Source organism: Shimia sp. MIT1388 (assembly GCF_047124445.1).
Lineage (GTDB): Bacteria > Pseudomonadota > Alphaproteobacteria > Rhodobacterales > Rhodobacteraceae > Shimia.
Genome location: NZ_CP138921.1, coordinates 2,492,742 through 2,517,468, shown reverse-complemented (window position 1 = coordinate 2,517,468; position 24,727 = coordinate 2,492,742). Strand labels below are relative to the sequence as shown.

At 56.1% G+C, this 24,727-nt stretch carries 15 protein-coding genes, 2 tRNA genes and 2 rRNA genes; 15 read left to right on the top strand and 4 right to left on the bottom strand.

The window, feature by feature from the left end:
* Window positions 1-57 precede the first annotated feature (57 nt).
* From SIB92_RS12515 to SIB92_RS12505, 3 genes are all read left to right on the top strand, one after another.
* Window positions 58-1,473, top strand: a complete 1,416-nt coding sequence (locus tag SIB92_RS12515; protein ID WP_412552362.1) for a mannose-1-phosphate guanylyltransferase/mannose-6-phosphate isomerase — start codon at window positions 58-60, stop codon at window positions 1,471-1,473.
* 222 nt (window positions 1,474-1,695) lie between these two features.
* On the top strand, window positions 1,696-3,090 hold the full coding sequence (locus SIB92_RS12510; protein ID WP_412552361.1) for a nucleotide sugar dehydrogenase: 1,395 nt from the start codon (window positions 1,696-1,698) through the stop codon (window positions 3,088-3,090).
* A gap of 44 nt (window positions 3,091-3,134) precedes the next feature.
* A complete protein-coding gene (locus tag SIB92_RS12505; protein WP_412552360.1) occupies window positions 3,135-5,750 on the top strand; it encodes a DUF6923 family protein in 2,616 nt (871 codons plus the stop codon).
* 21 nt (window positions 5,751-5,771) lie between these two features.
* Here the strand turns inward: SIB92_RS12505 and SIB92_RS12500 are convergent, their stop codons facing one another.
* The gene (locus SIB92_RS12500) at window positions 5,772-6,386 is read right to left on the bottom strand and encodes a LuxR C-terminal-related transcriptional regulator (RefSeq protein WP_412552359.1); all 615 of its coding nucleotides are present in this window, start codon (window positions 6,384-6,386) and stop codon (window positions 5,772-5,774) included.
* Between the two features lie 336 nt (window positions 6,387-6,722).
* On the opposite strand from SIB92_RS12500, the gene SIB92_RS12495 reads away from it, so the two are divergent.
* Window positions 6,723-7,244 carry a molybdopterin-dependent oxidoreductase gene (locus SIB92_RS12495; protein ID WP_412552358.1) on the top strand — a complete coding sequence of 174 codons (522 nt, stop codon included), beginning with the start codon at window positions 6,723-6,725 and terminating at the stop codon, window positions 7,242-7,244.
* A gap of 36 nt (window positions 7,245-7,280) precedes the next feature.
* Window positions 7,281-9,770, top strand: coding sequence for a PAS domain S-box protein (locus SIB92_RS12490; RefSeq protein WP_412552357.1), 2,490 nt, complete (start codon window positions 7,281-7,283; stop codon window positions 9,768-9,770).
* A 49-nt stretch (window positions 9,771-9,819) separates the two neighbouring features.
* Here the strand turns inward: SIB92_RS12490 and SIB92_RS12485 are convergent, their stop codons facing one another.
* Window positions 9,820-10,878 carry a hypothetical protein gene (locus tag SIB92_RS12485; protein ID WP_412552356.1) on the bottom strand — a complete coding sequence of 353 codons (1,059 nt, stop codon included), beginning with the start codon at window positions 10,876-10,878 and terminating at the stop codon, window positions 9,820-9,822.
* Between the two features lie 304 nt (window positions 10,879-11,182).
* Here SIB92_RS12485 and SIB92_RS12480 point away from each other — a divergent pair, with 304 nt between their 5' ends.
* Window positions 11,183-11,587: a response regulator gene (locus SIB92_RS12480; protein WP_412552355.1), complete on the top strand. Its 405-nt coding sequence runs from the start codon at window positions 11,183-11,185 to the stop codon at window positions 11,585-11,587.
* A gap of 86 nt (window positions 11,588-11,673) precedes the next feature.
* Here the strand turns inward: SIB92_RS12480 and SIB92_RS12475 are convergent, their stop codons facing one another.
* Both SIB92_RS12475 and SIB92_RS12470 read right to left on the bottom strand, forming a co-directional pair.
* On the bottom strand, window positions 11,674-14,310 hold the full coding sequence (locus SIB92_RS12475) for a PAS domain S-box protein (RefSeq protein ID WP_412552354.1): 2,637 nt from the start codon (window positions 14,308-14,310) through the stop codon (window positions 11,674-11,676).
* A 71-nt stretch (window positions 14,311-14,381) separates the two neighbouring features.
* Window positions 14,382-15,125, bottom strand: a complete 744-nt coding sequence (locus SIB92_RS12470; protein ID WP_412552353.1) for a substrate-binding periplasmic protein — start codon at window positions 15,123-15,125, stop codon at window positions 14,382-14,384.
* A 410-nt stretch (window positions 15,126-15,535) separates the two neighbouring features.
* Between SIB92_RS12470 and zrgA the strand changes: the two genes are divergently transcribed.
* The 9 genes from zrgA (at window position 15,536) to SIB92_RS12425 (ending at window position 24,714) form a co-directional block, all read left to right on the top strand.
* Entirely contained in the window at window positions 15,536-16,270 is a 735-nt protein-coding gene (gene zrgA, locus SIB92_RS12465) for a zinc uptake protein ZrgA (RefSeq protein WP_412552352.1), read from the top strand.
* A 21-nt stretch (window positions 16,271-16,291) separates the two neighbouring features.
* Window positions 16,292-16,987, top strand: coding sequence for an ABC transporter ATP-binding protein (locus SIB92_RS12460; protein WP_412552351.1), 696 nt, complete (start codon window positions 16,292-16,294; stop codon window positions 16,985-16,987).
* Window positions 16,987-18,234, top strand: a complete 1,248-nt coding sequence (locus SIB92_RS12455) for an ABC transporter permease (protein ID WP_412555835.1) — start codon at window positions 16,987-16,989, stop codon at window positions 18,232-18,234. Before SIB92_RS12460 ends, SIB92_RS12455 begins: the two co-directional genes overlap by 1 nt.
* A 23-nt stretch (window positions 18,235-18,257) precedes the next feature.
* Window positions 18,258-18,764, top strand: a complete 507-nt coding sequence (locus tag SIB92_RS12450) for a DUF3299 domain-containing protein (protein ID WP_412552350.1) — start codon at window positions 18,258-18,260, stop codon at window positions 18,762-18,764.
* A gap of 111 nt (window positions 18,765-18,875) precedes the next feature.
* Window positions 18,876-19,181 (top strand): hypothetical protein, encoded by a 306-nt coding sequence (locus SIB92_RS12445; protein ID WP_412552349.1) that lies wholly within the window; start codon window positions 18,876-18,878, stop codon window positions 19,179-19,181.
* A 346-nt stretch (window positions 19,182-19,527) separates the two neighbouring features.
* Window positions 19,528-20,990, top strand: a 16S ribosomal RNA gene (locus tag SIB92_RS12440).
* A gap of 250 nt (window positions 20,991-21,240) precedes the next feature.
* Window positions 21,241-21,317 (top strand) — tRNA-Ile (locus tag SIB92_RS12435).
* Between the two features lie 20 nt (window positions 21,318-21,337).
* Window positions 21,338-21,413 (top strand) — tRNA-Ala (locus tag SIB92_RS12430).
* A 470-nt stretch (window positions 21,414-21,883) separates the two neighbouring features.
* A 23S ribosomal RNA gene (locus SIB92_RS12425) occupies window positions 21,884-24,714 on the top strand.
* Together the 16S and 23S rRNA genes with 2 tRNA genes alongside form the textbook arrangement of a ribosomal RNA operon.
* Window positions 24,715-24,727: the final 13 nt, after the last annotated feature.

Sequence of the window (24,727 nt, the reverse complement as noted above, 5' to 3'; positions counted from 1 at the left end):
AAACGGCGTCCTTCGCACAGCTAGGCTGATCTCAACACACAACGAAAGGATGTTTTCATGATCACGCCTGTCATTCTCGCCGGAGGGTCTGGTACCCGTCTGTGGCCTGTGTCGCGCAAGAGCTTCCCAAAGCAGTTTGCCAACCTGCTCGACGGCCCAAGCCTGTTTCAGCGCACCGTAGACCGTGTGCTGGCCCCCGGTTTTGCAGAGCCCACGGTGATCACCGGCGAAGACTACCGCTTCATCGCGCAGAAACAGATGACAGAGATGCAGGCCACCTGCGGTGCATTGATTGTGGAGCCTGAGGGCCGCAACACCGCACCGGCAGTTTTGACAGCTGCCTTGGTGCACAAGGACACACCAGACAAAGTGCTGCTTGTGGTGCCGAGCGACCATCAGATCACCGACGACCGCACGTTTCGTCAGGTGATCGCCAAAGCAGCACGGGTCGCAGAGAAAGGTTTGATCGTGACCTTGGGCATCAAACCGGATCACGCCGCGACCGGCTTTGGGTATTTGCGTGTCGAAGGCGGCAATGATGACGCTTTGATGATTTCTCAGTTTGCGGAAAAACCAGACGCTGACACCGCCGCTGCAATGTTGGCGGAAGGCAACTGGCTGTGGAATTCGGGCATGTTCCTGTTCCGCGTGGATACGGTTCTGAAGGCTTTCGAAACCTACGCACCGGAGCTGATTGGACCGGCAGAGGCGGCAATGGCACTGGGCAGCGAAGATCTCGGGTTCACCCGTCTGAACGCTGAGGCTTACAAGCGCTGTGCAACCATCTCCTTTGATCATGCGATCATGGAAAACCTTCAGGAATGCGCGGCTTTGCCACTCACCTGTGACTGGTCTGATTTGGGCAGCTGGCAAGCGCTCAAGGATATTGGCACGCCAAACAGCCAGGACACGGTGACCGCTGGCAATGCCACCGCAATTGACTGCGAAGGCAGTCTGCTGAAGTCCGAAAATCCGGATGTGAAGCTCGTGGGGCTGGGGCTGAAAAACGTCATGGCCGTGGCCACCGACGATGGCATTTTGATTGCCGACCGCAGCGAAAGCGCCAATGTCGGCCAAGTGGTGGAGACGCTGCGGGCGGAAGGGGCCCCGCAAGCCGATGGGTTCAAACGCTGCTACCGCCCTTGGGGCTACTATGAAACGCTGTCTCTCGGCCCACGGTTTCAAGTGAAACGCATCATGGTGGAGCCAGGCGCCAAGCTGTCCCTGCAAAGTCATGTGCATCGCGCCGAACACTGGGTGGTGGTCAGCGGCTCCGCCAAAGTGACGGTGAATGACGACGTCAAACTGCTGACGGAAAACGAGAGTACGTACATTCCACTGGGCGCCGTACACCGGCTCGAAAACCCCGGCAAGCTGCCGCTGCATCTGATCGAGGTGCAGTCTGGGTGCTACCTCGGTGAAGACGACATCATTCGCTACGAGGACATCTATCACCGCGCCGAAGTGGCCTGATCCTTTCCCCCCGGATCGTTCGCCGTTTCATAGCCCACCCAGCTAGGCGAACGCGACAAACCTGCATGGAGCTCCATGCAGGTTTTGTTGTTTTGAGGGTCTCAGAAGGGGGGACTCTCGAAAGGATAGCGGGCTGACCCTCGGGGCGTTCAGGATGACCTATTTCCAGAAAATTTGATGAAAACAATCCTCTAACTTGAACTCAATCAGGAGGACACTGTTATGGAATACCGCAAGTTTTCACCACAGGACGCAGAGATTGTCGTCCCGTCTCCCCGTCAAAAATCCAGCATCAGCGTTGTGGGCCTTGGCTATGTCGGCGCGGTTTCAACCGCCTGCCTGGCGTCTTTGGGCCACCGCGTGATCGGCGTGGATTTGGACCAGGCCAAAGTGGATCAAATTGGCCGCGGTCAAAGCCCGATCCACGAAGATCAGCTCACCGAAACCCTGACTGCGGGTGTTGAAGAGGGCTTGATCAGCGCCACAGATGATCTGCGCCAGGCGGTCATCGACACGGATGTGACCTTTGTGTCCGTGGGCACCCCCACCGCTGCGGACGGCGGCTGTGATTACAACTTCATCAAGTTGGCGTCTGATGCGATGGCGCAGGGTCTGCGCGACAAGGAGGGCTTTCACGTCTTTGCCATGCGCTGCTCCATCCCGCCGGGCACCACGATGAAGGTTATGGCGCCCATTCTGGAGGCCGTGTCGGGCAAAGTGGTAGGTCGTGATTTTGGCATCTGCTTCAACCCGGAGTTCCTGCGCGAAGGTGTGGCGATCGATGATTTCCATAACCCGCCCAAAACCGTGATCGGGACCACCGATTTTGCCACAGCAGAGATCATGCGCCGCATCTATGCGCCGGTGGACGACAAGCCCATTCTGACCACCATCGAGGTGGCCGAGACCATCAAATACGTGGACAACGTTTGGCACGCCACCAAAGTGTGTTTTGCCAATGAAGTTGGGCGTTTGTGCAAGCCCTTGGGCGTGGACAGCCACGCGGTGATGGACATCTTCACACAGGATCAGAAACTCAACCTGTCCGCATACTACCTGAAGCCGGGCTTTGCCTATGGCGGCTCTTGCCTGCCCAAAGAGGTGCGCGCGGTGCAGCATGTGGCCAGCACCCTTGGTGTTGATCTTCCCATGATCGGTGCGCTGGAACAATCCAACGCCGAGCAAATCCAACAGGCTGTGGAGATGGTGCAGAAAACCGGCGCCAAGCGAGTGGGTATTCTCGGGCTGGCTTTCAAACCGGGCACCGATGATCTGCGCGAGAGCCCCATTCTGGAGGCGATGGCAACGCTGCAACAGCAAGGCATTGAGCTGCTCGCCCATGATGAGGCCGTGACCAAAGACACCCCTCTGGACGGGCTGGCGAGCTACACGAAATACGGCAGTCAGGGTCTGACCAAATTGGCAGAAGGCCTCTCTGACATGCTGCGTGACGATGTCGATAGCGTCATGGCAGGGGCAGACGTGGTGATCGTGTGCCACGCCAGCGACACCTACCGGGACGCCGTGCAGCGCCACAAGGATGTGTCGGTGGTGGATGTGGTCCGGCTGTTTGATGCCGCACCGCAAGATCTGGCGATCAACGGCATTGGCTGGTGATCGGCCAAAGTCTCAACCTTTTCAGATACATGTGAGGACATGACATGCCCCCAAGCAACCTAAATCTCATCACTGGAACGGGCCTTTCCGATGTGCTCGACGGGACTGGCACAGGTGACCTGATCGTCGGGCTGTCAGGGGATGACAGCATCACCGGCGGTGCGGGCAACGATGCCCTGCATGGCGACTATGAACAGGCCAATCTGTTGGGAGGCACCGACAACGCAACAGGATTCACCGACTACGCCAACAGCGGAAATTGGACAGTGTCCGCGCTGGATGGCGGTCATCAACAGATGAGCCAAACCATCACTACCGAGGCAGGAGGCGTCTACAATCTGTCGTTCGACCTCGCGGCCAACTTTGCTGCGGGACAGCCCGGCGCCACAGTTGAAGTGCTCATCAACGGCGCGGTGGTTGGGACCTACTCAACGGAAAGCGGTGCCTACAACGCCTTTGACACAAGCTTCACCGCCATTGGCGGAGAAACCGAGATCACTTTGCGGTCGCTAGATGGCCCCAACTCAGGGCCGCCGATTGATACATCCGGGCCGATATTTCACTATGCGCGCGAGATGCAGATTGGCGGGCAAACAGTGGAAGTGGCCGCCTTCGCAGACGGTCAGGCCAACCTCTATCAGGTCCTGAACGGTACGCTGCATGTGTTTGATGTGGAAACACAGACCTATGAGGTCGCCGGTGCAGCGGGCACCGTGAACGTGAATTCCATGGGCTACAATGCGCAAGACGATCTGCTGTATGCCATCGCTGTTGGGACCGGTGTCGATAGTCTCGGCAACGCGGTGCAGCGTTCTGATCTGATCATGCTGGATGCCGAGGGCAACAGCTACCGGATTGGCGAAACGCCCTATCGGTCCTGGACCGGCGACTTTGATGATCAGGGCAACCTTTGGTCGTTCCAATCCAGCATGGACCGGATTGCAGTGATCGACGTCGATCAGCTGGATGCCAATGGAAACCCACAGGTCACTGTGCACAAACTCCCCAGCGACCTTGTCAGCCATCGTGTTTATGACGTGGCTTTCGATGCCAACACCCAAAGCTTCTACGGCGTGGCCCGCCCGCCATCCGAAGGGGCAGACACCATCCTGTTGGTTGTCGATATCTCCAGCGGCACACCGGAATTCACGTTGGTACCTGTAACCTCGACGGTTGTGGACGGCGTCACGCTCGACGGCGCACCAGCAGTGACCTTTGGTGCGGCGATCATGGACGCGGACGGCAACCTGTTTGTCGGCGGCAACTCCGGTGACCACGACATGAACAACGCCACAGGCAACAGCGGCGGCATCTATCAGGTGGTGATCGACCCGGCGACCGGTGAAGCGAGCCTAGTGCTTTTGACTGAGGCCCCCAGTTCCTACTCCAACGATGGCGCGGCCGACCCCACTGCGGAAAGCCCCTTTGTTGAGGTGGATCTGTCCTCCTCTGTTCTGATCCGTGATCTAAGCTTGGTTGCAACGACCGAGGGTGAACTGACCTATGACGACCTGCTCGAGGGCAACGGCGGCAATGACACGCTGGATGGCGGTATTGGCGAAGATGATCTGATTGGCGGTGGCCTTGGCGACACGCTCCAAGGTGGCGACGGTGATGATTATTTACACGGCGGCGATGGACCGGGCGGCGATAGCACCATTGTGTCCCAGTATGACAGCGACGGTCTGCGCTATGACCAATTTGGTAACCTCTTGCCAGAGAATGACGACTATTTGCTTGGCGGTGAGGGCAGCGACACGCTGGAAGGCTCTGCAGGTCATGACACGTTGGATGGCGGCGAGGCCTCGGACGTTCTCAGAGGGGGATCGGGGTCTGACATGCTCTTTGGCAGCGCCGGTGACGATACGCTGTCGGGCGGTGGGCAAGACGATGTGCTGTCTGGAGGTAGCGGAGCAGATATCTTGCGCGGTGGCTCTGGAGACGACGACCTCTCTGGCGGTTCCGGTGATGACGTTCTCAACGGCGGTTCCGGCAATGACAACCTGGCTGGCGATGAAGGCGCTGATGAGCTGACCGGAGGCAGCGGCAACGACACGCTCGACGGCGGAAACGGTGCCGACCAGTTGGTTGGTGGCTCCGGGCAAGATGCGCTCACCGGTGGTGGAGGCGATGACGAGTTGCGCGGCGGCTCTGGCAATGATGCCCTTGATGGCGGCTTGGGAAGCGACAACCTTCGTGGCGGTGCGAATGACGATGTGCTCACCGGCGGCGAGGGGCGCGACAGTCTCCGAGGCGACCGAGGCAATGACGAGCTGTCAGGTGGCGCAGATCGAGATTACCTCAGCGGCGCTTCTGGCAACGACACGCTGGACGGAGGCGCTGACTCCGATCGTCTGTATTTGGGCGCTGGCGACGACGTGGCCTCCGGCGGCAGCGGGGCAGATACCTTCATTTTCCGCAACGACGATCTGGACGGGTCGCAAGATCTCATTCTGGACTACTCGGTTGCTGAAGGAGACCGGCTGCATCTGCGCGGCTTGGATCTCGGGGACAGTCAAAGTGACTATGCCGCTTGGTTTGCCAGCCATGTCAGTGCCAGCGGTGATGACGTTTCGATCCAACTCGGCAACAACACAACGCTTCTATTGCAGGATACAGCGGATGACCTAGCACTGCTCTCAGACAGCTTCGTGTTTTAAAGAAACCAAACAGAGGCGGGCTTATTCAAAGCCTGCCTCTTTTGCGATCAAAGCCGCCTGCGTGCGGTTTTTCGCGTTGAGTTTTTTGCACAGCGTGCGCACGTGCAGCTTGATGGTCACTTCCTGCAAATCGAGGTCACGTGCGATTTCTTTGTTGGACTGACCTTTGCACAGGCCGGTCAGCACCTGTTTTTCGCGCTGGCTCAGCTGCTTCTCAAAATCGCTTTCTTCCGCTTCGCCGCCGGCAGCAAGCACACTGGCCGGCACAAAAGTTTCCCCAGCAATCATAAATCGCACCGCATTGACCAACGATTTGGCCCCCATGGTCTTGGGCAAAAAGCCAATGGCCCCGGCTTCCAATGCATCTTGGGCCACTTTGTTGGGGGCAGTGCCGCTGACAATGGCAAACGCTTGATCTGGATAGGCAGCGACAGCGTCGATCAGGCCTTGAAGTCCGTTCATGCCAGGCATGCTGAAGTCCAGCAGCACCAGGTCAAATGGACCTTTTTGTTCCAGAAGCTTCATGGCTTCGAAGTAATCTGATCCGGCCACAACTGCGGCGCCGCCTTCAGAGGTGAGGTAGGCAGAGATGGTTTCGCGAACCATCCCGTGGTCATCAGCTAACAAAATACGCATAGAAACGGGGCGTCCTACTCTTGGGTTCTGGGAGGACCCTACGAGGCCCTGCGCGTGTAAACCAGTCGTGACACCCTGACTTTGCTGTAAATCTTGCGACATACCAAGCTCCTTTTAAAACCATGTGCCCTGGTGAGCCGATGCTGGCACCAACAGGATAACTGAAGGTAAATTCGCATAGTTTAGGCAAAACCCATTGGTGCATCCGATGGCCGTCGACCGGCGAAGGGTCAGGCAAACTATACCAAAGGTTAGTGGCCTAGCCTGATGCCCAAACACGCGCCTCGCCTCCGCATGTCACAAAGAGACACCCCAAACCAATCTTCGGAGTGTCCCATGCAACGTTTCAAGAAACTGCTCGCCGCCCCCACCACACCAAGCTTTCTGACAGGCGTTATCTTGCTCGCCATGGTCGCGTCTCAGGCCATGGCTGACACTTTGTTGACGGTCAGTGGAGATGTTTCGGAGACAGATGCAGGCGCAAAATGGCAATTTGAAGAAAGCGACCTGCGCGCGCTGCCAAAGGTGCAGTTTGAGACAGACACCATCTGGACTGAAGGGACCCAGGTTTTTGAAGGCGTGTCCCTGTCCGCACTGCTCACACATGTGGGCGCCAGCGATGGCGATTTGTTGGCCACCGCGGCCAATGATTACACCGTGTCGATCCCGACCACTGATGCGGTGGAGAATGGCCCGATGATTGCCTATCTGCGCAATGGCGAAAAAATGTCCTTGCGTGACAAGGGGCCATTGTGGATCGTTTACCCATTCGCAGGCAACGACGCCTATAAAACAGAAGAGTATTATTCCCGCAGTATCTGGCAACTCGATCGCATTGAAGTGGTTGCCAATGAGTGATTTGAGGCCACCATCGCGCGCATCAGGCACCTTCTTATGAATGGCAGATGGCCGTTTGTCCTCTTCGCAGGCTTGCTTTTGGCAAGCTTGCTTTTGGTTGGCGGCTTGGGGCGCACGGTTTTTCCGGACCTGCGGGTTCTGTCAACGGCACAAAACGATGATGTGAGCTGGCGAATGTCCCAGCTGGAAGTGGAGTTGTTGCGGCTGCAAATGGCGGCCCAATCTGCCGCAACTGAGGCCTCCCTACCGTTGAACGACGTCCGAAAGAGGTTCGATATTTTTTACAGTCGAGTCTCAAACGTCCGCCAAAGCGCGTTTTTCAGGCCCATTTCTCAAGCAGAAACCGTCGCTAGAAATACCGCAGATGCCACGGCCTTTCTTGAGCGCACGGTGCCGTTGGTAGACGGGTCGGATGAGGTGTTGAGGGCTTACCTGCCAGCCCTGTTGTCCGACATTGACGCCTTGCGCCCTAAAATGCGGGCTCTGGCGCTTGCAGGTGTTGACCATTTCACCACGCAGGAAACCGCCGGGCGCAATCGCCTGTCAGTCACATTGCAGCGGTTGGCCTATGGATTAACCGCCTTGATTGCGGTGCTGTTTCTTGCGCTGGCCAGCCTGATCCAGCTTTTCCGTCTGGGGCAGCGGGCTTCACAAAAAAGCGAACAAGCCCGCGCCCGTTTTGAGGCGGCCGTGTCGTCGTCGTTGGATGCGGTGCTTGTTGTCGATCGGCGCGGGCACATTGTGGAGTTCAATGGCGCGGCTGAAACCGTGTTTGGCTACGCGCGCAAGGATGTCCTTGGGCTCGATATGGCAGATGTGATTGTGCCAGAAGACCTGCGCGCGGCTCACCGAGCAGGACTAAAGCGGTTTCTAAAAACCGGCACAAAAAAGGTGATTGGTGCGGGCCGGCTCCGGCTACAGGGGCTGCGCGCCAACGGAGAAGTGTTTCCCGTAGAGCTTTCCATATCGCTGTCAGAAGCCAGCGGAGAAACGGTGTTTGTGTCTTTTTTGCGTGACATCACCAGTGAGTTGAAAGCCGAAGAGGATTTGAAGGACGCGCTTGAAAAGGCGCAGGTGGGCGAAAAGGCGAAGTCCAACTTGCTGACCGTCATGAGCCATGAAATGCGCACACCGCTGAACGGGATTTTGGGATCATTGGAGTTGATGGATCAATCAGACCTCAGTGACGCGCAAAAGCGGCACTTGGCGTCGATTGGGATTTCCGGCGAATTGCTGCTGTCCCATGTGAACGACGTGTTGGATTTGTCCTCTTTGACCTCCAAGGCTGAGGCTCCCAAGCCTGCGCCTTTTAACCTTACGGATTTGGTTCAAGATGTGATGGACAGCCTGCAAAGCAACGCTTCCCAGCACGCAAACGCGCTTTCGGTAGACTTCTTAACGGAGGATCTGCAAACCGTGAATGGAGATCGCGGCTCCTTGCAGCGCTGCCTGGTGAACTTGGTTGGCAACGCTCTGAAATTCACACGTGAGGGTAGCGTGGCGATTGAAGTTGAACGATTGTCTTCAGGTGATCTGGTCGAGTTCCGGGTGGCTGACACGGGGGTAGGCATCGCACCGGAAAACCTCAGTCGGATTTTTGAAGAGTTTGTCACGATCGACACCGCCTTTGACCGGGAGAACTCCGGCACAGGGCTTGGGCTGGCCATCACCAAGCGCTTGATCGAGCGCAGTGGAGGGGAATTGGAGGCTGACAGCCTTTTGGGAGAGGGCAGCCTGTTTGCGTTCCGCTTGCCTTTGCCAACCACGACGGATGTGGCGGACCGTAAAACGCATTCAACAGCGCATTCCTTGCAGGACTTGCCGGCTGGGTTTCGGGCTTTGGTGGTGGATGACAACGACATCAACCGCGAAATCCTCACAGACATTGTCCGCGATCTGGGGGGCGTGACGCAGGAGGCCAGCAACGGCTTTGAGGCCATCGAAGTCTGCGAGACTGCGGGCTTCGACGTTTTGCTTTTGGACATCAGCATGCCGGGCATCGACGGGTTGGAAACGCTGAAGCGTATACGAGCAGGCACGTCACCGAATGTTGCGACACCAGCCGTGGCGGTCACCGCACATGCGGCGCCAAAAGATCATGAAGCCATTCTGGCGCAAGATTTTCAGACGTTGATCCTAAAGCCGGTGCGACGGGCCGCGATCCATGGTGCTTTGGCCGATGTGTTCGGTGTGGGAGATGGCGTCGAAGCGTTTACAGATGCGACGCAAGACGCCCCAGAGTTTCTGAAGCAGTTTGGCCTCGAACGCTACACAGAAGCCGTACAGGAAACCCAGGGTGAAATTTCACAGTTCCTGACCCGGAAGCAGGCCACCGACCCGTTGACGGACGCGGAACGAGAAGAAGCGCACCGTTTGTCAGGGTCTGCCGCCGTATTGGGGTGGATGGACCTCTGGAGCGCGTTACAAGCGGTGCAAAACGCGCCCGAAGATCATTGGGGGGCACATTTGAACCACTTACAGTCTGAATTCGATCGTGTGTTCCCGGATCAAATACATCAGCGCTAAAACCAAAAATGGGCGCTTGGTGCGCCCATTTTGTCTGTCTGTGTTTGGATTACAATTCAGTGCGAACCTGCGCCAGTTCTCCTGCGACAGCTTTGATGCTTTTGGACTTCAAAGGTCCATATAGGCACGCGCTTTGCTGGTTCGTATCGCGGCAAAAAGCGTTGATGGACCGGATCAAAGGGCGGTTCATAAAGGGGCTGGCGCGTCCAACGGCATAGCCAAGATCGCGTAGCTCCATCTGCACAATCCGCACATAAGCGTTTTTGTTGATCTTGGCCGCCACCGAGAGCCCGCGTGCAAACACATCATTTGGCGCCGCGCGCACAATTTCCTCAGAAGCACGCCAGAACTGAGCCGGGTTTTGATCTCTTGCCAGATATAACCCTTCTTCGACTTGGATTTTTGCACGCAATCCTTCGGTTTGTAGAAGCCTATCACGGGTGGCGAGCGTGCCACGCGCATGTCCAACAACCCGATAGTATTTCAGCAAGGCTTCTGCCGCTTTGGCGTCGCCTTCCGCGTGACGCTTGTGGAGCTGGTCTAGTGTATCGGTCACATCAACCCGTTGCGAGAGATCCCGCGTTAAGGCGTCGAGCAACAGCATCTGACCATCGCGGCTGTCTGCCTTTGCCAACGCGACCAGTGTTGGAACCCCCAAATGGGGATCGGACAAGGGCCCCAGTCGGCCCGTCGCATGGGCCCAGGCTAGAACCGCCTCGCCCTGTTGCAGACCATGCGCAGAGGCGGCCAACAGGCTTTGCTGCGCAGCCTCGTAGTCCTTTGAAGCGAGGTGCACTTTGCCCAGGGACACCAGGGACTTGCTTTGTCCCAGCTCAATAGCCTGGTTGTAGTAAGCGATGGCCTGCGCGGTGTCTTGGTTTCCGCCGATGCCTTTGAAACTGAAGTAGCCCAACCGGTCACAGGCCCGCGCATAGCCGTGGGTACAAATTGACTGCAGGGTGTTGATGGCCTCGTTCGGAGCATCCGCGAGGGATGCCATGGCCTCGTTGTAGAGCGCTTTAGGGGGTGCTTCTGCGTGGGCTTGCGGCAGGCCGATCACCCCGCCAGCGACACAGCCTAGCGCGAGACATTTAAGCATGTGGAACATTTCAACCTCCTACTGATGAGAGATCAGTATGGCGGTGATGCTGAAGGCTTAGGCGAGCGCGAAAGTATAGTGGGACGCGCATTGGGCGATGTTGCGGTTCTGATGTGGTGTCACTCAGTTGGGTGGCTTTTGAACGTATTGGGCATCAGGCAAAGATGAACCCTGCCTGCCTTGGTGCTCAGGCCGATGTGATCCAATGACGATGATCTCCAACGTGTCACGACAGGCCAGTCGATCAGTTGCAATTTGCCGGGGATTGGGTAGGCTTGGGTTTGTCTTATTCCAACACACTAGGATTGCCTGGATGCAAAAATTGTACATCGCGGACGATAATGTCGAGTTTGCGGAGTATTTGGCGCATGTTGCAACCCAAGATGGGTGGGATGTTCAAATCTGCAGCAACGGCCTCGAACTTTTGGAAAGCCTGAAAGAAGGCACTGAAGTAGCCCTGTTGCTTGTGGACATCAACATGCCTCAGATGGATGGCATTGAAGTGATCTCCGGCCTGGCCGCGCTCAAACGCCCAATGCGATTGCGCTTCATGACAGGCAGCGGCGTGCCCTCCATGGAAGCGGCAAAATTGATTGCGCAGGCCCGTGACATTGATGTTGGCAACAACATTCACAAGCCGCTGTATCGGGATGATCTGAAAGACATTCTGCACACAGAAGCAGACACATTGGCGCAGATGCAATCACAATCGATGTGAGGCCTCACACTCTCTCGGTGCGGTGCCCCCAACGCGCTAAAGCCTGGCGGACTTGCTGTGGTGCGCGCGAGCCTTTGACCGCGGTTCTAAAGGGTTTGGAGCTCCAAAATATGGTGCACCTTGTCCAGCAAGGCCGCGCGTTGAAACGGCTTGTTGATCAGCAGCCCTCTGCTGACCAAACTGCGGACCTCGTCCGATGCGTTTTCCGCAAAACCGGTGGTATAAAGCACCTTGATGTCAGGCTGGCATTTTTGCGCCTGCGCAGCAATTTCAAGGCCATTTAGGCCGCCGGGCAACACCATGTCCGTGAACAGCAGGTCAAAGCGCGGGCCGTCTCGCAGGTGTTGGGCTGCCTCTAAGCCATTCGCGGCCTCCGTGACGGTGAAGCCTTGCGCCTGCAATATGGCCACGGAGATGTTGCGCACGGCATCGTCATCTTCGACCACCAGAATATGCCCGGTGCCACGCGCATGTTCCTGCACAGTCTCAACTGCCGCCTCCGTGGCCACATTCTCCGAAGAGCGGGGCATGTAGAGTCTCACAGATGTCCCGTGGCCTTCTTCGCTGTAAATCGAAACATGGCCGTTGGATTGTTTGGCGAACCCAAAGACCATGCTGAGGCCCAGGCCACTGCCCTTGCCGACATCTTTTGTGGTGAAGAAGGGCTCAAACACCTTGAGGCGCACTTCCTCCGACATGCCTTCGCCAGTGTCGCTGACACTTACCTGCACATAATCTCCCGGTGCAACCTCTGCAGATTGCGCCGCAAAAGACCCATCCACAGTGATGTTTTGGGTTTCTATGGTCAGTTGTCCCCCACGTGGCATGGCGTCCCGTGCATTCAACACAAGGTTCACCAGCGCGTTTTCAAATTCATGGGTGTCGATCAGTGCGGGCCAGAGGTCATCGGGGCAGACAACAGAAAGCTTGATGGTGGCCCCCAAGGTTCTTTGCAGCATGTCGTCAATGCCGCCAATCACATCACACACGTTTGCCGGAACAGGCGCCAAAGCCGATTGCCTGGAGAAGGCCAACAATCGTCCCGTCAGCGAGGTTGCCCGTTCCACAGCAGATTTGATTGTTTTAATGAATTTCTGGGTCGCAGGGGCCTTGTCTGCCTGATCCTCCAGCAGTTCGGTATTGCCAAGCATGACAGCCAACAGGTTGTTGAAGTCGTGGGCCACGCCACCGGTCAATTGACCGACCGCTTCCATGCGCTGCGCCTGCCGGAGTTGTTCCTCAAGCAATTTGTGTTCCGAGATGTCGGATTGGACCGCAATGGCCAAAGCTCCATGGACAGAGTGTTCAAACCCGGTCACCGAAACCTCGCTCCAGAACAGAGAACCGTCCTTGCGAATGTTGAGCACTTCATCTTCCCAACGACCACCCTTCAGAAGGGTGTCGGTGATGGACAAGGACACCTCTTCGGGTGCTACCTCCGTTGGGGCATTGAGCACGCTGACAACCTGGCCTGTCAGCTCTCCGCGATCATAGCCAAACGTGGCATCAAGGGACGCGTTTGTGTAAATAATCACCCCATCAGACACCCGTGAGACAAGCACACCTTCGCCAACCACTTCTATGATTTCGCCCCGGAAGGTGAGCTCGGTTTCCGCATTTTTGAACTCGGTCACATCCAGAATGCTAACCGGAATGCTGGTGAATCCGGTGTCCGTGTCGGGGATCGGGAGCGAGATCACACCAATGATCTCCTCTCCAGCCAATGTATAAAAAACAGTCTCTGCGCGGAACATGCTTTGCTTGTCCCAAATGGCGCAAAGCTGATCCTTAAACATCTCAAGTGTCTTTGGACCGAACGTTTTCTCGGCCTGCCGCATCAGGTTGTCTTCTGATGTAGCTCCGAACAGCTTCAGAGTAGCGTCATTGGCGCTCAATATGTCTATTGATGTGAACAGCTGCCATGTCGCGCCTTCATTCATATCAAGATGGCGCCGAAGGTCTTCCACCCCGTCGGTCCGAAGCTGATTGAGCGACTTAATCACGTCCGAATAGTCAGCATTGGACAGCGACACCTGGCTGTTTTCGAACAATCTCCGGAACCTCTGCTCCTCTTCTTGGAGGCGCGTGACCGCCTGCGCGCGGGCGCGCGAGAGTGTGTTATACGCGCGCGCAATATCACCCAGTTCGTCGGTGTTATGCGCTTCGGTAACGGGCAATTCCGCTGCCCCTTCGTGGATGAGGTCAGCAATCTCGCGAAGCGGTTTGGTCAGCATTTTGTGGTAAAGGAAGGCGAGCACAGTCGCCAGAAGCAGGTTTCTGAGCACGCCAAAGCCTAGAACAAGCCCGGAGCGTTTGAAAAAATCCCTGGCAATAACGTTTGTATCAACGCGGATGATCAACTCCCCCGCATAGAAGCCGGTGCCCTTCTCCAGCAGTTGCGTCGAGTACGACTTAACCTCTCCAAAAATCCCTTCGGCCAGCCAGGATAGCGAGGTCTTCAACGGTGGACGCGTCCGAGAGTACATCGTGTCGCCGTAGCTATCGATGATGGTCGCTTCCGAAATCGCCAATTGGTGAAATACGCCATCCACAACGGTCTGTGCCAACACTTTGTCGAGGCCATAGGCGGCTTGATACGCGGAGTCCTCCAGTATCTTGAGAGACTGTTCAAATGTCGTGTCGACTTGGTGGATTTCGCGTCGCAAATCCGCAAAAATTTGGATCGCGCTGAAGCCAATGCCCAAAACAAACCCAGCAAGCACGGCAACACGTGCCTGTCGAAACGAAAGGCTGTTCTTGAACTTTTTTGAGGAAGTGCTGTCCTGATCCGGCACTATTTAAACTCTGGCGGAATGTAGCGCTGCAGAAAAGCGTCGATCGCACCTTCCTCCCTCAGGGCACTGGTTGCTTGATCCAGCTTTGCCAATTGGTCGTCGGGCACCTGACCTTTGACACATTGCAACCATAGGGAATTGCTCTCGACTGGAAGGACAACCCCAACTTCAGGCCGCTTTACGTTCTCGGTTGTAAAGCTGTGGTAAAGGCTAAGTGCAGTTCCGGCAATGGCATCAACCCGTCCAGCTCTCAACAAGTCGATGCTTTGCTCGTACCCATTGGTCAAGACGTGTTCAATATCTGGCTCGGCCATAACGGGGGACCCACGAAACGTTCCGCGCGGAATTGCCAGGCGTTGGCCGCGCAGGTCACTGAGTTGAGTGATTTCAAACCCCGGACGTGTCGCGATAATGATTTCCAGCTGATCGTGGATTTCGGACACCTGGATCAAATGCTCCAATGTCCACGGGGTTTCCAGCGCAACCACACAATCCGTCAGGCCGCGTTCCAGGTTTTTGATCACCCGCGCAATGGGCAGGACGCTGTTGTCTACAGGCACATCTGCGCGATCGGCAATCGCGGTTGTTATCTCCATAAAGAGGCCGGGTCGGCCTTGAGGATCATCGTGGAGAACGTACGGCGCCAGGTCGAAAGTCCCGAACTCTACCGTGTCCGCAATACTTGAGTTTGCTGCAAACAAGGCGATCACCAAAGGCAGCATATGGTTCAACGAATGTTTCATGGCACAAATGTCCTGACTCTATGTCCGTTTCGCGAGCGGCCCCTCGCAGAGCCGTGATGCGTAAACCCATGTTGTTACTTTTGGGGGGGCTTGATCAAGCCTTTGTATTTGCCCCCTTGGGGCTTTGGAGGACCAGCCGTTACGGGCGTTTGCCGGCGTGCCATTGACTTGATAGCTGCGGGGCTGCGCCGTGTGCACGACACAGGTGTGATTTCGTCCGGGTGCATAATGCGAAGGGCGGTCTGTCCGGGGTGTTTTTGCCTCGCATGGTGGGCAGATCGTCCTGAAGATGCTTGTGGTGGGAGTGGCGTCCTGAGATTTCCGCCAATCGGCAGTCCTGCCTCTTGTCAGTTGATACATAATAACATAACGATCAATCGTTACTTTTGCGTATTGACCGGAGACACCCCATGACCCTCAAAAAAGCTTTGCTGTGTTCCACCCTGATGGCCGCTGCCCCGGCCATCGCCGAAGAAAAGCGCGAGCTTGACGCCCATATGCACGGTCACGGTGCGCTGAACATTGCGGTGGACGGTGACACGCTGGCGCTGGAACTCATCGCCCCTGGCTTTGACATCGTGGGGTTTGAGCACGCTGCCGAGTCCGATGCGGATAAGGCCGCCGTAGACGCCGGTCTTGCCAAGCTGTCTGATCCTGTGAGCCTCTTTGGTGTGCCTGCTGCGGCCAATTGTACTGTGACCTCAGCAGAGGCAGAGCTGCACAGTGAAGACGAACATCATGAGGGTGATCACGACGATCACGCGCACGATGACCATGACGATCATGGCGAAAAGCACGACGATCACGATCATGACAAAGAGCATGCCGAGCATGACGATCATGATCACGAGGAACATGAAAAAGAACACGCAGATCACGACGATCATGACCACGATAAAGAAGAGCATGCGGAGCACGATGACCACGATCATGACGCGCATGATCACGGCGATGAAGCCACTCACAGTGAGTTCCACGCTGAATATGCGTTGACCTGCGCCAACCCAGCTGAACTGACCAGCCTGTCTCTGACCTACTTCACGCAGTTCCCAAATGCCGAAGAGCTGGAAGTTCAGCTTGTGACCAACGCAGGCGCCACTAAGGTAGAGGCCACAGCCGACGCACCGGTTGTCACGCTCAACTAAGCCTTAGGGTCCAAGACAGTGATGAAGGCCGCAATAGATCTCAACGATGTGGCCTTCACCTGGCAAGGTCGGACGCAGTTCACCCTGACCGTGCCAAACCTCAATGTTCCTGAGGGTGAGAAACTGTTCCTGCTGGGGCAAAGCGGCTCCGGCAAGTCCACCTTGCTCAGCTTGATCTGCGGCATCACCCACCCTCAAAGCGGAACCATCACAGTAGATGGCGTGGACTTGTCCACCCTGCGCCCCACCGCGCGGGACAGGTTTCGGGCCGAACGCATTGGCGTGATCTTTCAGATGTTCAATCTGTTGCCCTATGCCTCGCCGCTGGAAAACATCCTGCTGCAACTCTCCTTTGCGCCCGCGCGTCGCAAACGTCTGGACTCTGCGCAAGAGGAGGCGCTGCGGCTGACCGCGGCGCTGGGGCTGGATCGAGACTTGGTGCTGAACGCGCAAACCACCGAACTTAGCATTGGCCAGCAACAACGCGTGGCCGCCGCCCGCGCCTTGATTGGCCGTCCTAAGCTGATTGTGGCGGATGAACCCACGTCTTCGCTGGATGCCAACAGCCAGGCCGCCTTTCTCGATCTGCTGATGCAGCAATGCGACGAGGCGGGTGCGACCCTTCTGATGGTCAGCCACGACGCCCGACTGGCCCAAAGCTTTGATCGCACGCTGGATCTCGCCGACATCGCCCATACCGAAAGGCGTGTGGCATGATCCTGTTGCGTCTTGCCCTCAAATCCCTGCTCAGCCGCGCGGTCACCGTCAGCCTGACCATCTTCGCTATCGCGCTCTCTGTGGCGCTGTTTCTGGGCGTGGAAAAACTCCGCACCGGGGCCAAGGCCAGCTTTGCCGACACCATTTCCGGCACCGACCTGATTGTCGGCGCACGTTCAGGCGGCGTGCAGCTCCTGCTCTATTCGGTCTTTCGCGTCGGCAACGCCACCAACAATGTCACTTGGCAAAGTTATCAGGACATCGCGGACCGCCCCGAAGTCAATTGGATTGTGCCCCTGTCACTGGGCGACAGCCACAAGGGCTTCCGCGTGCTGGGGACCACGCCTGAGTTTTTTGAACGCTACAAATACCGGGGGGGACGGTCTGTCACCTTCACCCAAGGCGCCGCATTTGACGATCTGTTTGATGCTGTGGTGGGGGCGGATGTGGCCGCCGCGCTTGGCTATGACCTGCAAGACAGCATTGTGGTCAGCCATGGCGTGGCCTCGTTCACCGATCACGACGACAAACCTTTCCGGATTTCCGGCGTTCTGGAAAAGACCGGCACGCCGGTGGACCGCACCGTCTTTGTCAGCCTGGAGGCCATCGAGGCCATTCACATTGACTGGAAAGGCGGCGGTCGCTCGCAAAACACCATCAGCGCCGGTGAGGTCCGCCAGATGCAGCTCACCCCCCAAGCGGTGACGGCGGCGATGGTCGGCACAACCTCACGCCTGAAAATCTTTGGCCTGCAGCGTTGGATCAACGAATACCCTGAGGAGCCACTGCTGGCGATCCTGCCCGGTGTGGCGCTCAGCGAACTCTGGAGCCTGATTGGCGTGGCCGAAACCGCCCTGATTGCCGTCTCGGTGATGGTGGTGATCACTGCTTTGCTGGGCATGGCGGCAATGATCTTTTCTGGCCTCAACGAACGCCGCCGCGAAATGGCGCTCTTGCGTGCGATTGGTGCACGGCCTTGGACCATCCTGCTGCTGCTCACCACAGAGGCCGCGCTTATGAGCCTGACCGCAGTGACCCTTGGCATCGGCCTCCTGTACACGGGATTGTGGCTTGCGCGTGCGCGCATCGATGCCGCATTTGGTCTCTATATAGAGGTCACCGCGCCCAGCCCCCGCGAATGGCTGGTCTTGGGATGTGTGATCTTCGCCGGTATTGCGGTCAGCCTTCTGCCCGCGATCCGCGCCTACTTCCTGTCGCTGGCCGACGGGATGCAAGTGAAACACTAACGCCGCCATTGAGGGAGGTTCCCATGCCCACACGTCGCCACATCTTGGCCAGCCTTGCGGCCCTATCCTTTGTCGGCGCGCGGCCTGCGTTCGCCGGCGTGGTTGATCTGGACTGGAAAGACCTCGTACCCGAAGGCGACACGGGCAAACTGCTCGAGCAATTGCGCGGCATCGGTGTGGTGGAGCACGGCCAACTCACAACCGGCTTTGAGCAGGAAGAAGCCAAAGCCGTCACCGAAGCCTTCAACGGCCAAACTGTGCGCTTGCCGGGATTTGTGGTGCCGCTGGATTTTGGCGCGGATGGCGTGAAAGATTTTATCCTCGCGCCTTTTGTTGGCGCCTGTATTCATGTCCCGCCCCCGCCCGCCAATCAATTGGTATTGGTCTCAGCCAAGAAGCCCTATGCGCTCACCGATCTTTATGAACCGGTGGAGGTCATCGGCGAGTTTGGCACAGCCGCCACCGCAACCGGCCTGGCCGAAGTGGGCTATACGCTGACGGGCGCCAAGGTACGGAAGTACAAAGGGTAGGGGAGACCGTTGCGGTAATTCTTGACGCCCCGCCCTCAGTCTTCACTCTTCAGAAACGTCACCTTTTCTGCCGTTCTTTCTGCACCTCTGCGAAACAGTCGCGATACCGACATGATAACGACGTTGTTTTTGGCGCGGCGAGTCTTGGGGGTCATTGGTGTGAGTCTTTGGTTGAGTCTGTGGATAACTGCTGCGGATGGCCTTTTGTTAACCTTGGCTTCGGCCCTTGCTCTGTTCTTGGCGGAAATCTGTTCTGTTAAGATATTGATATTGTTTCGTTTTCCAGAAAGTTGTTGGAATTCTGTAAAAAGATGCAAAAAGCGCTTGCGGCTGTTTGGTGTTATGCTTAGAACCCCCTTCACCGGCGGCGCTGAGGCGCACAACGGCGGGACGGACTGGCAGGGAGCGACGCTCTAAGCTGGAAGGTTCTGAAAATATCGAGCAGTATCAGCGGGTTGCGCTAGTAAGTTAGTAGCGCGGTCGGTTGGTTTTGTCTCTGGGGTTTATGCTCCGACGTTGTTTGACATTGAGAATACACTGAAGAGATATGAGGGCGGTTTGGTTCATTTCGATGAACAAACACCTGCATATCGGTCCTTAGGCCTTATGGTCGATGATAGGATTACAACAGCTTCACTGTTTGTACGGCTTTTGTTTCTTTTGGAAACTGAAGCACACAAACAGTTTGAGTTCATCCGGGATTAGCCTCCTGGATGAGATGTGCAGAGGTTCGAACGTCAAGGATTAGCTGGTAACAGCTATTCAACTTGAGAGTTTGATCCTGGCTCAGAACGAACGCTGGCGGCAGGCCTAACACATGCAAGTCGAGCGCACTCTTCGGAGTGAGCGGCGGACGGGTTAGTAACGCGTGGGAACGTACCCAGATCTAAGGAATAGCCACTGGAAACGGTGAGTAATACCTTATACGCCCTTCGGGGGAAAGATTTATCGGATTTGGATCGGCCCGCGTTAGATTAGATAGTTGGTGGGGTAACGGCCTACCAAGTCTACGATCTATAGCTGGTTTTAGAGGATGATCAGCAACACTGGGACTGAGACACGGCCCAGACTCCTACGGGAGGCAGCAGTGGGGAATCTTGGACAATGGGCGCAAGCCTGATCCAGCCATGCCGCGTGAGTGATGAAGGCCTTAGGGTCGTAAAGCTCTTTCGCCAGGGATGATAATGACAGTACCTGGTAAAGAAACCCCGGCTAACTCCGTGCCAGCAGCCGCGGTAATACGGAGGGGGTTAGCGTTGTTCGGAATTACTGGGCGTAAAGCGCGCGTAGGCGGGTTGTTAAGTTAGAGGTGAAATCCCGGGGCTCAACCCCGGAACTGCCTTTAATACTGGCAACCTAGAGTTCGAGAGAGGTGAGTGGAATTCCGAGTGTAGAGGTGAAATTCGTAGATATTCGGAGGAACACCAGTGGCGAAGGCGGCTCACTGGCTCGATACTGACGCTGAGGTGCGAAAGTGTGGGGAGCAAACAGGATTAGATACCCTGGTAGTCCACACCGTAAACGATGAATGCCAGTCGTCGGGTAGCATGCTATTCGGTGACACACCTAACGGATTAAGCATTCCGCCTGGGGAGTACGGTCGCAAGATTAAAACTCAAAGGAATTGACGGGGGCCCGCACAAGCGGTGGAGCATGTGGTTTAATTCGAAGCAACGCGCAGAACCTTACCAACCCTTGACATCCTAGGACAACTCCAGAGATGGAGCCTTCCTTCGGGACCTAGTGACAGGTGCTGCATGGCTGTCGTCAGCTCGTGTCGTGAGATGTTCGGTTAAGTCCGGCAACGAGCGCAACCCACATCCTTAGTTGCCAGCAGTTCGGCTGGGCACTCTAGGGAAACTGCCCGTGATAAGCGGGAGGAAGGTGTGGATGACGTCAAGTCCTCATGGCCCTTACGGGTTGGGCTACACACGTGCTACAATGGCAGTGACAATGGGTTAATCCCCAAAAACTGTCTCAGTTCGGATTGGGGTCTGCAACTCGACCCCATGAAGTCGGAATCGCTAGTAATCGCGTAACAGCATGACGCGGTGAATACGTTCCCGGGCCTTGTACACACCGCCCGTCACACCATGGGAGTTGGTTCTACCCGACGGCCGTGCGCTAACCTCTCTGAGGAGGCAGCGGACCACGGTAGGATCAGCGACTGGGGTGAAGTCGTAACAAGGTAGCCGTAGGGGAACCTGCGGCTGGATCACCTCCTTTCTAAGGATGTCCTTGCAGGACTGGCTGAATTGGGAAGCAATTCCTAATCACCGGATCTCGTGGACACTTAGCAACAGATCGGTACCTTTGCCGATCTATATCAAACGGACCAGGCCGTCCCCATATCTCTTCAGGAATACACGTGAGCCGACCGGCTGGCGTGAGAGTTGCCCTTGAGGTTCGACCCTCTCGGCAGATTTGCGTTGCAAATCGCCTGTCGGGCGACGCCGATCCCAACCGGGATCAGCTTGGGTCGGTAGCTCAGGTGGTTAGAGCGCACGCCTGATAAGCGTGAGGTCGGAGGTTCAAGTCCTCCTCGACCCACCACCATCCTTCGGGGTGATAATGGGGCCTTAGCTCAGCTGGGAGAGCGCCTGATTTGCATTCAGGAGGTCAGCGGTTCGATCCCGCTAGGCTCCACCATTACCCTTTCGATTTGATCGTTAAGCACCTCAGTGGTTCTTAACCATCCAATCGGATGACCTTAACTTCTTCGGAAGTTTGACATCGTTTAGAGAGATACAAGTTGTTCCAGAACAGCTCTGCAAAGAGCGGTTTTGAGAATAACAATCAACACTGTTTGATCGCCCTAAGTACGGGGATGATCTCAGCTAGGTCTCCTTCGGGAGAGGCGATATTGACGACTGTTTCCTCGGTTGTCTCCTTCGTATCCCTGCTGAAACGAACAGAGTTGTCCAAGTCAAGTACACTAACCCGCAAGATCGAGAGATCTTGCATTGTTCCTTATCCTCTTCGTGGGGCCGACCGACATCGGCAGCGAAGGTTCCAGGGTAAGGAGCGGGAAAAAGTATGACTTTTGGTTCAGAAACAGGATTGTGCGGCATGCCAGCCAAGCGATCACGAAGGACGTCAGTCTTTCTCTTTCTGGATCAAATCAAGCGCGAGAAGGGCGTTTGGTGGATGCCTTGGCAGTAAGAGGCGATGAAAGACGTGATACTCTGCGATAAGCTTGGGGGAGCCGAGAATAGGCTTTGATCCCAGGATCTCTGAATGGGGGAACCCACCTGACAGTTTGTTATAATAGCCTTCGGGCTGCCTATAACTTACTGAACCAGGTACTTTTGACCTGAATACATAGGGTCTTAAGAGCAAACCCGGGGAACTGAAACATCTAAGTACCCGGAGGAAAGGAAATCAATTGATACTCCGCTAGTAGTGGCGAGCGAACGCGGACCAGCCAAGCCTGATAAGTGAGAAGAACCGTTTGGGAAGACGGGCCATAGTGGGTGACAGCCCCGTATTCGAAGCTTTGAAGGATGTATTAAGTAGGGCGGAACACGTGAAATTCTGTCTGAAGATCGGAGGACCACCTTCGAAGGCTAAGTACTCCTTACTGACCGATAGCGAACCAGTACCGTGAGGGAAAGGTGAAAAGCACCCCGACGAGGGGAGTGAAACAGTACCTGAAACCGAACGCCTACAATCAGTTGGAGGCCCCTTGAGGGCTGACAGCGTACCTTTTGTATAATGGGTCATCGACTTGGTCTATCTAGCAAGCTTAAGCCGTTAGGTGTAGGCGCAGCGAAAGCGAGTCTTAATAGGGCGCATGAGTTAGATGGATCAGACCCGAAACCGAGTGATCTAGGCATGGCCAGGTTGAAGGTGCAGTAACATGCACTGGAGGACCGAACCCACATCTGTTGAAAAAGATCGGGATGAGCTGTGCCTAGGGGTGAAAGGCCAATCAAACTCGGAGATAGCTGGTTCTCTGCGAAATCTATTTAGGTAGAGCGTCACACGAATACCCCGGGGGGTAGAGCACTGGATGGGTAATGGGGCCCCACAGGCTTACTGATCCTAACCAAACTCCGAATACCCGGGAGTACTATGTGGCAGACACACTGCGGATGCTAACGTCCGTAGTGGAGAGGGAAACAACCCTGACCTACGACTAAGGCCCCTAATTCATGGCTAAGTGGGAAAGCAGGTGGGACGACCAAAACAACCAGGAGGTTGGCTTAGAAGCAGCCATCCTTTAAAGATAGCGTAACAGCTCACTGGTCTAAATAAGTTGTCCTGCGGCGAAGATGTAACGGGGCTCAAGCCATGAGCCGAAGTCTAGGGATGCGTAAGCATCGGTAGCAGAGCGTAGTGTGACATAGTTCCTATCCTCTTCTACATCCCTCGGGATGTAGCGCAGGATAAGGAGCTTTCGATGAAGCCGGGGCGTGAGCCATCCGGTGGAGAGATCACTAGTGAGAATGATGACATGAGTAGCGACAAAGAGTGTGAGAGACACTCTCGCCGAAAGTCCAAGGGTTCCTGCTTAAAGCTAATCTGAGCAGGGTAAGCCGGCCCCTAAGCCGAGGGCGAAAGCCGTAGGCGATGGGAACTAGGTTAATATTCCTAGGCCAGGAGGATGTGACGGATCATGAAGGTTGTTCACCCTTATCGGATTGGGTGGGCCGCTGATTGGTTCCTGGAAATAGCCCTCCATGAGACCGTACCCTAAACCAACACAGGTGGACTGGTAGAGCATACCAAGGCGCTTGAGAGAACGATGTTGAAGGAACTCGGCAAAATACCTCCGTAAGTTCGCGAGAAGGAGGCCCAGTTTCTACGCAAGTATTGGCTGGGGGCACAAACCAGGGGGTGGCGACTGTTTACTAAAAACACAGGGCTCTGCGAAGTCGCAAGACGACGTATAGGGTCTGACGCCTGCCCGGTGCCTGAAGGTTAAAAGGAGGGGTGAGAGCTCCGAATTGAAGCCCAGGTAAACGGCGGCCGTAACTATAACGGTCCTAAGGTAGCGAAATTCCTTGTCGGGTAAGTTCCGACCTGCACGAATGGCGTAACGACTTCCCCGCTGTCTCCAACATCGACTCAGCGAAATTGAATTGCCTGTCAAGATGCAGGCTTCCCGCGGTTAGACGGAAAGACCCCGTGCACCTTTACTACAGCTTCACACTGGCATCAGGCCATGCATGTGCAGGATAGGTGGTGGGCTTTGAAACCGACACGCCAGTGTCGGTGGAGCCTCCCTTGAGATACCACCCTTGCATTGCTTGATGTCTAACCGCGGTCCGTTATCCGGATCCGGGACCCTGTGTGGCGGGTAGTTTGACTGGGGCGGTCGCCTCCTAAAGCGTAACGGAGGCGCGCGAAGGTTGGCTCAGAGCGGTCGGAAATCGCTCGTTGAGTGCAATGGCAGAAGCCAGCCTGACTGCGAGACTGACAAGTCGAGCAGAGTCGAAAGACGGCCATAGTGATCCGGTGGTCCCGAGTGGAAGGGCCATCGCTCAACGGATAAAAGGTACGCCGGGGATAACAGGCTGATACTGCCCAAGAGTCCATATCGACGGCAGTGTTTGGCACCTCGATGTCGGCTCATCTCATCCTGGGGCTGGAGCAGGTCCCAAGGGTACGGCTGTTCGCCGTTTAAAGAGGTACGTGAGCTGGGTTTAGAACGTCGTGAGACAGTTCGGTCCCTATCTGCCGTGGGTGTAGGATACTTGAGAGGAGTTGCCCCTAGTACGAGAGGACCGGGGTGAACGATCCACTGGTGGACCTGTTGTTGCGCCAGCAGCAGTGCAGGGTAGCTATGATCGGACAGGATAACCGCTGAAGGCATCTAAGCGGGAAGCCCCCCTCAAAACAAGGTATCCCTGAGGACCGAGGTAGACCACCTCGTCGATAGGCCAGAGATGTAAGTGCGGTAACGCATTCAGTTGACTGGTACTAATGGTCCGATAGGCTTGATTTGATCCAGTAAAAGT

Excerpts from the sequence above, each read along its gene's own strand:
- SIB92_RS12495 (WP_412552358.1), top strand. The coding sequence starts at position 6,723 with ATGCAACGTTTCAAGAAACTGCTCGCCGCCCCCACCACACCAAGCTTT.
- SIB92_RS12480 (WP_412552355.1), top strand. The coding sequence starts at position 11,183 with ATGCAAAAATTGTACATCGCGGACGATAATGTCGAGTTTGCGGAGTAT.
- SIB92_RS12515 (WP_412552362.1), top strand. The coding sequence starts at position 58 with ATGATCACGCCTGTCATTCTCGCCGGAGGGTCTGGTACCCGTCTGTGG.
- SIB92_RS12505 (WP_412552360.1), top strand. The coding sequence starts at position 3,135 with ATGCCCCCAAGCAACCTAAATCTCATCACTGGAACGGGCCTTTCCGAT.
- SIB92_RS12470 (WP_412552353.1), bottom strand. The coding sequence starts at position 15,125 with ATGAAACATTCGTTGAACCATATGCTGCCTTTGGTGATCGCCTTGTTT.
- SIB92_RS12500 (WP_412552359.1), bottom strand. The coding sequence starts at position 6,386 with ATGCGTATTTTGTTAGCTGATGACCACGGGATGGTTCGCGAAACCATC.
- zrgA (WP_412552352.1), top strand. The coding sequence starts at position 15,536 with ATGACCCTCAAAAAAGCTTTGCTGTGTTCCACCCTGATGGCCGCTGCC.
- SIB92_RS12460 (WP_412552351.1), top strand. The coding sequence starts at position 16,292 with ATGAAGGCCGCAATAGATCTCAACGATGTGGCCTTCACCTGGCAAGGT.
- SIB92_RS12510 (WP_412552361.1), top strand. The coding sequence starts at position 1,696 with ATGGAATACCGCAAGTTTTCACCACAGGACGCAGAGATTGTCGTCCCG.
- SIB92_RS12445 (WP_412552349.1), top strand. The coding sequence starts at position 18,876 with ATGATAACGACGTTGTTTTTGGCGCGGCGAGTCTTGGGGGTCATTGGT.
- SIB92_RS12450 (WP_412552350.1), top strand. The coding sequence starts at position 18,258 with ATGCCCACACGTCGCCACATCTTGGCCAGCCTTGCGGCCCTATCCTTT.
- SIB92_RS12490 (WP_412552357.1), top strand. The coding sequence starts at position 7,281 with ATGAATGGCAGATGGCCGTTTGTCCTCTTCGCAGGCTTGCTTTTGGCA.
- SIB92_RS12485 (WP_412552356.1), bottom strand. The coding sequence starts at position 10,878 with ATGTTCCACATGCTTAAATGTCTCGCGCTAGGCTGTGTCGCTGGCGGG.